Origin of the sequence: Kitasatospora sp. NPDC059408, assembly GCF_042751525.1 — a bacterium.
Taxonomy (GTDB): Bacteria; Actinomycetota; Actinomycetes; order Streptomycetales; family Streptomycetaceae; genus Kitasatospora.
The window spans coordinates 1-2,274 of the sequence record NZ_JBHYWI010000181.1 but is presented as its reverse complement, the minus strand read 5'-3'; the positions used below and the strand labels follow the sequence as shown (position 1 = coordinate 2,274).

The following is a 2,274-nucleotide window of genomic DNA, read 5'->3' as shown; positions in this document are numbered from 1 at the left end:
CGGGTGTCGTTGATGAGTTCGGCCTGGGGTGTGCCGGGCTCGGCGAACATGATGTCCCGAAGTCCCGGTTCCAGCAGTGCGAGGACGCGGTCGAGCGCAGCGGCGAAGACGGGCTGGGTTTCGTAGAGTTCGCGGCCTGCGCCGGCGCGCTGGGAGCCCTGGCCGGAGAGGAGGAAGGCGAGCTTGCCGGATCCGGTCGCCGTCCCGCGCACGACGGACGGGGAGGATTCGCCGTCGGCCAACTGCTCCAAAGCGTGGGTGAGTTCGTCGAGGTCGTTGCCGATGACGACGGCCCGGTGCTCGAATGCGGTGCGGGTGGTGGCGAGGGAGTGGGCGATTGCGGCCGGGTTGGTGTCGGGGTGTTCGTGGAGGAAGGTGAGCAGGCGTGCGGCCTGGGCTTGGAGTGCGGGTTCGGTCTTGGCGGACAGTGCCCAGGTGTGGACGGCGCCCGGGATCTCCGGCTCGGTGGCAGCGTCAGCTGTGGGGACGTGTTCGAGGATGACGTGGGCGTTGGTGCCGCTGATGCCGAAGGAGGAGACGCCGGCCCGGCGGGGGTGCCCGGTCTCGGGCCAGTCCCGCTGCTCGGTGAGCAGTTCCACGGACCCCGCGGTCCAGTCGACGTGCGGGGAGGGCTCGTCGACGTGCAGGGTCTTGGGCAGCACGCCGTGGCGCATCGCCTCGACCATCTTGATGACGCCACCGACGCCGGCCGCGGCCTGGCTGTGCCCGATGTTCGACTTGAGCGAGCCCAGCAGCAGGGGCGTCTCCCGGTCCTGCCCGTAGGTGGCGAGGATGGCCTCGGCCTCGATCGGGTCGCCGAGCGCGGTGCCGGTGCCGTGCGCCTCCACCACGTCGACCTGGTCGGCCGTCAGGCCGGCGCCGGCCAGGGAGCTGCGGATGACGCGCTGCTGGGAGGGGCCGTTGGGCGCGGTGAGACCGTTGCTGGCACCGTCCTGGTTGATCGCCGAACCGGCCAGCAGCGCGAGGACCTGGTGCCCGTTGCGCCGGGCGTCGGAGAGGCGTTCGAGGAGCAGCAGTCCGGCTCCCTCGGCCCAGGCGGTGCCGTCGGCACCGGCCGAGAAGGCCTTGCAGCGGCCATCGGCGGCCAGTCCGCGCTGGCGGCTGAACTCGACGAACATGCCGGGGTTGGCCATCACGGTGACACCGCCGGCCAGTGCCAGCGAGCACTCGCCCTGGCGCAGGGCCTGGGCGGCCAGGTGCAGGGCGACCAGCGACGAGGAGCACGCGGTGTCGACGGTCACGGCAGGACCCTCGAAACCGAAGGTGTACGACAGTCGGCCCGATGCGACGCTGGCGGTGTTCCCCGTGAGCAGGTAGCCGCCGACGCCGTCCGCCGGCTCGTACAGCCGGGGCCCGTAGTCCTGGGACATGGCGCCGATGAACACGCCGGTCTGCGTGCCGCGCAGGGAGGTCGGGTCGATCCCGGCCCGCTCGACCGCTTCCCAGCCGATCTCCAGCAGCAGTCGCTGCTGCGGGTCCATGCCGGCGGCCTCGCGGGGGCTGATCCCGAAGAAGTCGGCGTCGAACCGGTCGGCGTCGTGGAGGAATCCGCCGTGACGGGCGTAGGAGGAGCCGGGCTTCTCGGGGTCAGGGTCGAAGAGGGCGTCGAGGTCCCAGCCGCGTCCGGTCGGGAAGCCGGTGATCGCGTCGACCTCGTCCACGACCAGCTGCCAGAGCTGTTCGGGGGTGCTGACACCGCCGGGGAAGCGGCAGCTCATGCTCACGATGGCGATCGGGTCGTCCCCGGCGGATACGGAAGTCGTCGCCGGAGAAGCCGAGTTCGGCGTGAGCAGCTCATCGCGCAGGTGGTGGACCAGGGAGCCCGGGGTCGGGTGGTTGTAGAGCAGCGTCGCGGACAGCGGAAGACCGGTGACCGCGGCCAGGTGGTTGCGCAGCTCGACACTGGTGAGGGAGTCGAATCCGAGGTCCTTGAACGCGCGGTCGGTCTCGATGGCCTCGGGGGTGATGTGGCCGAGCACGATGGCCACGGCGGTGCGGACCAGGTCGAGGAGTGCCTCGTCCTGCCCCTCCTGGTCGAGCTCGGCCAACTGCCGTGCCAGCGGCAGGCGTTCGTCGGCGGCGTCGACGCCGGACCCGGTCGGCAGTTCCTTCGCCGGACGCCGGACGGCCGTCGCGGTGTCGATCCAGTGCCGGTCGCGCTGGAACGCGTAGGTGGGGAGGGGTGTGGGGTTTCCGGTGGGGGTGGGGGTGGTGTGTCCGTGGGTGTGGAGGTGGGCGTGGGCGGTGGTGAGG

Annotated in this window: 1 protein-coding gene; it reads right to left on the bottom strand. The window is 71.5% G+C overall.

Features of this window, described 5'->3' with window-relative positions; translation table 11 throughout:
- On the bottom strand, nt 1–2,274 hold a 2,274-nt coding region (locus ACFXDE_RS43825), incomplete at both ends, for a beta-ketoacyl synthase N-terminal-like domain-containing protein (RefSeq protein ID WP_380499806.1).